An 8,686-nucleotide genomic window follows, 5' to 3' on the forward strand; every position below is an offset into this window, starting at 1 on the left:
AAGGAGGTATTGTACATAATGGAGTTATATAACCTTACAGCCCACGAGCTGAAAGATATGATTAAAAAGAAAGAAGTAAAAGCTGAAGAAGTTGTTAATAACTATGTAAATAGAATACAAACTTTGGATACAAAGTTAGGAGCGTTTTTATATACTGGAGAAGAAGAAGCTTTGGCTATGGCAAAAAAAGTGGATGCTAAAATTGCTTCAGGTGAAGAGTTAAAAGGTTTAGGAGGAGTTCCAGTATCAATTAAAGATAATATAAGTGTAACTGGTATGCAAAATACTTGTGCATCAAAGATGTTAGAGGGATATACTGCACCATATGATGCTCATGTTGTAGAAAGAATAAAAGGAGAAGATGGTGTAATCTTAGGTAAATTAAACATGGATGAGTTTGCCATGGGATCATCTACTGAAAACAGTGCTTATAAGAAGACTAGAAATCCTTGGGATACTGAAAGAGTTCCGGGAGGATCATCAGGTGGTTCAGCAGTTTCAGTAGCAGCATTAGAAACACCATTATCTCTTGGAACAGATACAGGTGGATCAGTGAGACAGCCAGCAGCACTTTGTGGTATCGTAGGTCTTAAACCAACTTATGGAAGAATATCAAGATACGGGGCAGTGGCTTTTGGTTCTACTTTAGATCAAGTTGGAATTTTTTCAAAGGATGTAGAAGACTGTGCGCTTCTTACAGGAAATATTGCAGGATTAGATAGTAGAGATTTTACTACTGCTAATATACCTGTACCAGATTATAGCGCTTTTTTAAATAAAGACATAAAAGGAAAGAGAATAGGAATTCCTAGAGAATTCTTTGGAGAAGGCTTAGATAATGATGTACGTAAAGCTGTAGAAGAGGCTATAAAAGTTTTACAAAGTAATGGTGCAGAAGTTAAAGAATGTTCCCTACCATTAACAGATTATGCTTTAGCAGCTTACTATATTATATCTAGTGCTGAAGCATCATCAAATTTAGCTAGATTTGATGGAATAAGATATGGACATAGAACAGATAAGTATACAGATGCTGTTGATATATACTTTAAATCTAGAGATGAAGGCTTTGGAAAAGAAGTTAAGAGAAGAATAATGCTTGGAACATATGTATTATCAGCAGGATATTATGATGCATATTATAAAAAAGCTTTAAAAGTAAGGAACTTAATAAAAGAAGATTATCAGAGAATATTTAAAGAGTTTGATGCAATAATATCACCAACTTCTCCAACAACTGCTTTTAAGATTGGTGAAAAAACAAATGATGTATTGTCCATGTATTTATCTGATGTATATACTGTTCCAGTTAGTGTAGCAGGATTACCAGCTATATCTATACCTTGTGGAATGGTTAATGGGCTTCCAGTTGGATTGCAAATGATAGGAAACTATTATAAAGAAGATACTCTTTTCAATTTAGCATATAGCTATGAGCAATCCACAGAGTGGCATAAGATGAATCCTGAATTATAATTTATTAGTTGTTGAGAAAAGGAGTGGAAAAGACAGATGGAATTTGAAGCGGTAATAGGTCTTGAAGTTCATGCGGAACTTTCTACAAAGACTAAGATATATTGTGGATGTACTACAGAGTTTGGAGGTAAGCCAAATACTCATGTATGCCCTGTATGTTTAGGACTTCCTGGTTCACTACCTAAGTTAAATAAAAAGGTGGTAGACTATGGAATAAAGGCGGGTTTAGCTCTTAATTGCAAAATAAATAAAGTTAGCAAGATGGATAGAAAAAATTATTTTTATCCAGATTGTCCTAAAAATTATCAGATAACTCAAGACGAAGTTCCACTTTGTGGTGAGGGTTACATAGAGATAGAGTTATCTAATGGAGAAAAGAAAAGGATAGGTGTTGAAAGAATACATATAGAAGAGGATGCTGGAAAACTTTTGCATACTAAAGTAGGAACTTTAGTAGATTATAATAGAGCAGGTGTACCTCTTATAGAAATAGTTTCAAAACCTGATATGAGAACTCCAGAAGAAGCTACATTATATTTACAAAAATTAAGAAGTATTCTTTCATCTATAGAAGTTTCTGATTGTAAGATGGAAGAAGGCTCATTAAGATGTGACGGTAATATTTCTATTAGACCTAATGGAAGTAAAGAATTTGGAGTAAGATCTGAAATAAAAAATATGAACTCTTTTAAAGCTTTGGAAAAAGCACTTTCTTATGAATATGGTAGACATGTAGAAGCCGTAAGTAACGGAGAAAAGCTAGAACAGGAAACTAGAAGATGGGATGAAGCTAATAATGTTACAGCTGCTATGAGAAGTAAGGAAAAAGCAAATGACTATAGATATTTTCCAGAAGGGGATTTAGTTACTATAAATGTATCTGATGAATGGATAGAAGACATAAGAAAAACTATTCCAGAACTTCCTCATGAAAAAGCAGAGAGATTTGTAAAAGAGTATGATATACCAAAATATGATGCAGGTGTATTAACGTTAACTATGACAATGGCTAACTTCTTTGAAGAAACTGCCAAAGTTAGTGGAGATGCTAAAGCTGCATCAAACTGGTTAATGGGAGATATATCAAGATTGTTAAATGAAAATGCTATGAGTGTAGAAGAATTGAGATTTACACCTAAACATTTAGCAGAATTAATTAAATTAATTTCCTCAGGAACAATTTCAAACAACATAGGTAAAAAGGTTGTTGAAGAAATGTTTAAAACAGGAAAGGCTCCAAAGTCAATAGTAGAAGAAAAAGGATTAGTTCAAAATAATGATGAAGGAGCTATACTTGATGTTGTAAATAAAGTAATAGCTGAAAATCCAAAATCCATAGAAGACTATAAGAACGGTAAAAAGAGAGCTATTGGTTTCTTAGTAGGTTTAGTAATGAAAGAAACAAAGGGAAAAGCAAATCCTCAAATAGTTAATAAACTTGTTAATGAACAGGTTGCAAAACTATAATATAAAAAACCTTATGGTGAATTCCGTAAGGTTTTTTGTTTATCTTTAAGCATCTGTATTTTATGCTCTATTGGTTACGTTCTAAAAATGTGTAGTACTCATTTCTATTCTTTTCTATACTCTAAAAACGTCTTCATTTTTCGATATATCATTATCCTTAAATTTAATAGCGTTATTTTTAGACAAATTATAGATATGTAAATTAAGTTTTTCTAATAAATAATTTTTATACTTTAATTGGTTAAATATTTGTTTCAATGTTATGAAGCTCCAAACAGCAACTGAAGTTAATACACACATAGTTATTATAGCTATTATTTCTATTGCTAGAATCATACAAAATTCCCTCCGTATTGTGATAATTTCTAATATTATACTTATAAGTTTAGTATATAACACAGCCTTATATAAGTAAATGCTATGGCAATAAAAAAGTACATATTACATATAATGTAATATACCTAGTATTATGGAGGGGGAAATGATAAATATATATGACAAAGTATATTTCAAATTAAGGGAAAAAGAAGTTCACAAAGCTAAAGTTATAATAAAGAGATTAGATATAGAAGAAGTAAATAAGAGAATCTCAAAAATATGTTGGAGTAGTGGAATAGAATATGAGATTATATTAAAAAATTCAGAAATACTACTATTATTATTAAAAGGAAATAAAGATAAGGTTTTATTAAAATTTGAGAAAAAGGATATGGTTTTTTTAGAAGAGTTCGATAGTTACCTAAATTTTTTTTATAAATATTCTGCTAATAAAGGGGTGTATATAACCACTGGAGTATTTGAAGAAAAAATAAAAAATAGGTGCAGTATTATATCTATATATAAAAAGATTAAATTGGTAGACAAATATAATTTAATAAAAGATCAGTTGGGTATAAAAGGAAAAGCTACAGATGAAATTAAGGGAGGAAAACTTAATTTATATAAATACTTACCTAATTAAAGAAGATATATTTTGATTAAATTTCCTCTTACCAGGAAATAATTATTAAAAGTATTAAATTATCATAAATGGTAGGAGAAAGTTAATGAAAAAGTTAATTAGTATTTTTTTAGTAGTTATTGTTTTGTTTAGTGGTTGTGTAGAGAAAAAAACAAGTGTTAATTATATTAATAGCAGAAATTATCCTATATATGGTGTAACTGATTTACCAGAAGATTTAACATTACTAAATAATTTAAACATAAGATATAATGATATATTAGTCAATTTATTTGAAGGATTAGTAAAAAAGGATATAGAGGGTAAGGTTATACCTGGATTGGCAAAGAGTTGGAGTGTAAACAAAGATAATACAGTATATACTTTTAAAATAAGAGATGATGCAAATTGGAGTAATGGTGATAAGATAACAGCAAGAGATTTTGTGGATTTTTTTTCACAAATATTAAGTGGTAATGTAAATAATATATATGATTATCAATTATTTTATATATTTGGAGCAGAAGATTATAGAAAAGGTAAAATAGATTTCAATAAAACTGGAATAAGAAGTGTTGATGATGAAGTACTGGAAATAAGATTAAATGTGCCCTGTAACTATTTATTAGATATATTATCCAGCCCTATATATGGATTAAGAAAATTAGATAATAATCTTAAAACTTGGGTTTTTAATTATGATAAGATAGGTTTCTCTGGGGCGTATAAAATTAAACATATTAAAAATGAAGAAATAGAGCTAGAAAAGAATGTGTACTATTGGGATAAGGAGAATGTTATAAGTGATAAGATTGTTATATTAGATAATAAAAATACTGAAAGTTCATTAGCTGCATTTCAATCTTCTAAAGTAGATTTTATTGTGTCACCACCTTTAAGTGAAATAAAAGCACTAAGGAGTAAAAATTTTATTATGGAGAGTTCATCTCATTCTGGGAAGGTATTAACATTTAATTTTAGTAGTGATAAGGTTATGAATAAAGAATTAAGAAATGCCATAAATAATTGTATAGATAGGAAGAAAATATGTGATGATGCATTAGATAATACAGGAGAGCCCTGGAAGTATAACATATCAGATAATAAGAAAGCTAAGGGTGATGAGAAATCTAATTACAGTAGTTTTAAAATTTTATGCTTAAATGATATAAAAAGTAAGAAAGTTGTTGAAGAATTAAAAAAAGAATTAAAGACAAATTTAAATATAGATTTACAAATAGTTTTTTGTGAAAATAATGAATTTATTGATAAGGTTAAGAAAAATGAATATGATATGGCTCTTATGGATTTTATAATGGAATATAAAAATCCAATAAGTTATTATGAAAAGTTTTTAAGCCATAATTATTTTAATTTTTTTAGTTATAAAAATAGAGAATATGATAATACAATATATAAAGCAAAAATGGAGATAAATGAGACTAAGCAAAAAGAATTATTTAAAAAAGCAGATAAAATATTAATTAGTGATCTTCCTGCTATTCCTTTATATATTGAAAGAAATATTATATGTAAAAATGAGAATATATATGATTTAGAAATGAATTATAATAGCAATATACTGCTTAATAAATTCTACTATAGTTCTAAGTAAACAAAAACTTCCCAGTTAGATGTTCTGGGAAGTTTTTTTGTTGGATTCTTTTTTTACAAAATAAGCACAATTATTTTGTAAATTAATGTTGTTGGAAAAGGTAGATACATTATCTAAAGTACAGGTACCATTTTTGCAGTAGATGCAATTTTCAGAGCAATTTATGTTCATCATAATTTATACCTCCTCACAATAGGTTTATTCTGATGAAGTATAAAATGCTGTATTTGTACTGACAGTTATATTATATGCACATATAATATTATTATTTTATTAAATTATTTACTCTATAGGTAACAATTATTATATAGATATATTATATAGAAAAATATGGGCATATTTTTTTCGCTATAAAAGGAAGTTTTACCTTGTTTAAACTCTTGTTTTTTTTCGTTGAAGCTAATACTTTTTATAAATATAGGTGCTAGATTATTGTTTTCTGGTGATGGAATAGAAGGCAATTTAAAATCTTTTTCTTCTAATAAATCATCAGAATTTAAAGAGAAATTTTTATATCTTTCTCTGTCATCTAAATTAGGTGTTTCAGGCCAACTTAATATTATACCTGAATTTACCAATTGTTTTTTAAAGATACTTGTTAATATATGAGCATAATCATTGTCAGAATCATTATCACATTCCTTAACATTCAACATAAGACTTAAAATATATAAACAAATTTCTATTGGAGAAAATTTTAAGGAGTTCTTTTCGCCATATTTTATAATAATTCCAAGTTCATCATTATATGATTTCATTAATTCTAAATATAATTTATCAGCAATATCTTTGCATGCAATATAGTTAGTGTTTTTATATAAAAGAATAGAGTTTATATAATAAGTACAGGTACTTTCTAATTTCATTACTGTACTTAATTGAGCAAGACTAAAATAGTTTTCAGTAATTAAATCAAAAATATCTAATAGTAGAACCTTAGCATCTTCGTTTTTAGAGTATTTATAAAAAATATTAAGGCCTAAGGATACTTTTAATAATTCATCAATAGAGAGACAATATAGATCTTGTTTAAATTTTGTAAACATGTTCATTATGTCAAGGGAAAAGTTTTTATATTCTATACTCTCTTTTGAATCATCCAATAGGGAGATTTTATAAAATGCTGCCATTAGCATTGCCTGATCTGAGAATTTAAATTTCTCATTTTTAATTTCTAATTTTAATTCATTTGATGAAGGATCAGAAAGGTCAATTTTATCTACAAATACTCCATCATCATTTCTCATATTACATGCATAAAATTGAAGCTGTTTTTTTGCTATATTAGCATAAATAATGCTTAGGGCATACTTGGAATCGTCTATGTTCTTGAAAAAATTATAGTAGTCTGATAACTCTAATAGTGATAATGTCATAAAGGCATTAGTAGTAATATTTATTTCTTTTTTTACCTTATCTTCATTCCAGCATAGTTTATCATTTATACTTTTTAATTTAGGGTTAGATTTTTTATATATACACAATAATGGATAGGTAGATTTTAATATATTCGTATTTAAATCTGATAGTTGCTTATTTTTTAATTCTTTAGTGTTAATTGTTATTCCACATCTGGAGTTAAATATTATATCCATCATGGATTCTTTTGATAAATGAAACAGTTGATTTTTAATATTGTCCTTATTTAAACTATTAAGCCTTAAAAATGGACCTATATACTTCAAATACAACACCTACTATTAAATTAATCCTTATATAAATAATATGATATATATATGAAAATAGTGCTAATTAATTTTTGCTATGGACAATAAAATCATTCACTAGTAAAATGATAAATGGTGACAAGAAAAAAATATTCAATTTGGAATTTTGAAAAAATAGCAAATTGTCGTATAATTATGTTGAAAATACTATGGCTAGGATGGTGCAAAAAATGAAAAAATTAATATTAGCTAGTAATAATGAAAATAAAGTAAAAGAAATTAAAGAGATACTGTCTCCATTAAATGTACAAGTTATTTCTTTAAAGGAAGCAGGGGTTAATGTAGAGGTAGAGGAAGATGGAAAAACCTTTATGGAAAATGCATATAAAAAAGCAAAAGAAATATATGACATTATAAATGACGAAAGTTATATGATATTAGCAGATGACTCAGGTCTAGCTGTTGACGCTTTAGATGGAGCGCCAGGTGTATATTCAGCAAGATTTGCTGGAGAGCATGGGAATACAGAAAAAAATAATGAAAAATTATTAACATTAATGGAGAACATAAATGATAGAAGTGCAAAATTTATATGCAATATGGTTTTAATTATTGATAAAGAAAATGTTATTAGAGTTCAAGGGGAAGTAGAAGGAGTAATTATAAAAGAAGAAAGGGGAGAAAATGGTTTCGGTTATGATCCTCTCTTTTATATTCCTGAATATAATATGACATTTGCCCAAATGGATTCAAAAACTAAAAATTTGATAAGTCATAGAAAAAAGGCATTGATAAATTTAGAAGAAGCAATTAGGAAATACTTACAGGGGGAATAAAAGTGTTAATAGGAGTTGTTAGTGATACCCACAGACATACTTGGATAATAGAACGGGTCATGGAGAAGCTACAAAATATAGATTTACTAATTCATTTAGGGGATAATATACAAGATGTAAAAGAGTTTGGAAAGTTTTATAAAGGAACAATTATAAATGTAAAAGGTAATTGTGATTATTCTGGGAGTGTACCTTATGATATAATAGAAGAAATTCAAGGCCAGAAGTTTTTTATAACTCATGGACATCATTATGATGTAAAACATAGTTTATCTAGATTAAAATATAAAGCATTAGAGGAAAAAGCTAATGTAGTCTTATTTGGTCATACTCATATTTCACAGATATCATATGAGGATGGTATATGGTTTATAAATCCTGGAAGCCCAGTTATATCAAGGGATGGGTTTAATAGCATAGCACTAATAGAGATAAAAGATAATAAGGTAAATGCTAGTATAAAAGCTATAAGGTAAAAAAAAATAAAAAAAAATTAAAATAACTATTGACGGATTAGAAAAATTCGTGTAGAATAATCTATGTCGTCGGGAGTTAAACGAAACAAACAAAACTTCTTGACGAAAGAAAATCGGGGTGTGGCGCAGATGGGAGCGCGCGTGGTTTGGGACCATGAGGTCGCAGGTTCAATCCCTGTCACCCCGACCAGCATATGCGGGTGTAACTC

General features: G+C 28.1%; 8 protein-coding genes and 1 tRNA gene. 7 read left to right on the forward strand and 2 right to left on the reverse strand.

Annotated features, from left to right (window positions below; translation table 11 throughout):
- Positions 1 to 18: 18 nt before the first annotated feature.
- Together gatA and gatB are read left to right on the forward strand one after the other, a co-directional pair.
- Entirely contained in the window at positions 19 to 1,476 is a 1,458-nt protein-coding gene (gene gatA / locus T514_RS0122435) for an Asp-tRNA(Asn)/Glu-tRNA(Gln) amidotransferase subunit GatA (protein WP_027626744.1), read from the forward strand.
- Positions 1,477 to 1,512: 36 nt separating this feature from the next.
- On the forward strand, positions 1,513 to 2,943 hold the full coding sequence (gene gatB, locus T514_RS0122440; protein ID WP_027626745.1) for an Asp-tRNA(Asn)/Glu-tRNA(Gln) amidotransferase subunit GatB: 1,431 nt from the start codon (positions 1,513 to 1,515) through the stop codon (positions 2,941 to 2,943).
- Between the two features lie 114 nt (positions 2,944 to 3,057).
- Here the strand turns inward: gatB and T514_RS0122445 are convergent, their stop codons facing one another.
- A complete protein-coding gene (locus tag T514_RS0122445) occupies positions 3,058 to 3,279 on the reverse strand; it encodes a hypothetical protein (protein WP_027626746.1) in 222 nt (73 codons plus the stop codon).
- A gap of 145 nt (positions 3,280 to 3,424) precedes the next feature.
- On the opposite strand from T514_RS0122445, the gene T514_RS0122450 reads away from it, so the two are divergent.
- Both T514_RS0122450 and T514_RS0122455 read left to right on the forward strand, forming a co-directional pair.
- Positions 3,425 to 3,904, forward strand: a complete 480-nt coding sequence (locus T514_RS0122450) for a hypothetical protein (protein ID WP_027626747.1) — start codon at positions 3,425 to 3,427, stop codon at positions 3,902 to 3,904.
- Between the two features lie 85 nt (positions 3,905 to 3,989).
- Positions 3,990 to 5,498, forward strand: coding sequence for a peptide ABC transporter substrate-binding protein (locus T514_RS0122455; RefSeq protein ID WP_027626748.1), 1,509 nt, complete (start codon positions 3,990 to 3,992; stop codon positions 5,496 to 5,498).
- Between the two features lie 287 nt (positions 5,499 to 5,785).
- Here T514_RS0122455 and T514_RS0122465 read toward each other — a convergent pair whose 3' ends face one another.
- Complete coding sequence (locus tag T514_RS0122465; protein ID WP_027626749.1) at positions 5,786 to 7,183, reverse strand: hypothetical protein; 1,398 nt, start codon at positions 7,181 to 7,183, stop codon at positions 5,786 to 5,788.
- Between the two features lie 212 nt (positions 7,184 to 7,395).
- Here T514_RS0122465 and T514_RS0122470 point away from each other — a divergent pair, with 212 nt between their 5' ends.
- From T514_RS0122470 to T514_RS0122480, 3 genes are all read left to right on the forward strand, one after another.
- Complete coding sequence (locus T514_RS0122470; RefSeq protein ID WP_027626750.1) at positions 7,396 to 8,001, forward strand: XTP/dITP diphosphatase; 606 nt, start codon at positions 7,396 to 7,398, stop codon at positions 7,999 to 8,001.
- Positions 8,002 to 8,003: 2 nt separating this feature from the next.
- Positions 8,004 to 8,477, forward strand: a complete 474-nt coding sequence (locus tag T514_RS0122475; protein ID WP_027626751.1) for a metallophosphoesterase family protein — start codon at positions 8,004 to 8,006, stop codon at positions 8,475 to 8,477.
- 114 nt (positions 8,478 to 8,591) lie between these two features.
- Positions 8,592 to 8,667, forward strand: a tRNA-Pro gene (locus tag T514_RS0122480).
- The last annotated feature ends 19 nt before the right edge of the window (positions 8,668 to 8,686 follow it).

The sequence above is a fragment of the Clostridium lundense DSM 17049 genome, from assembly GCF_000619945.1.
Classification (GTDB): Bacteria; Bacillota; Clostridia; order Clostridiales; family Clostridiaceae; genus Clostridium_AO; species Clostridium_AO lundense.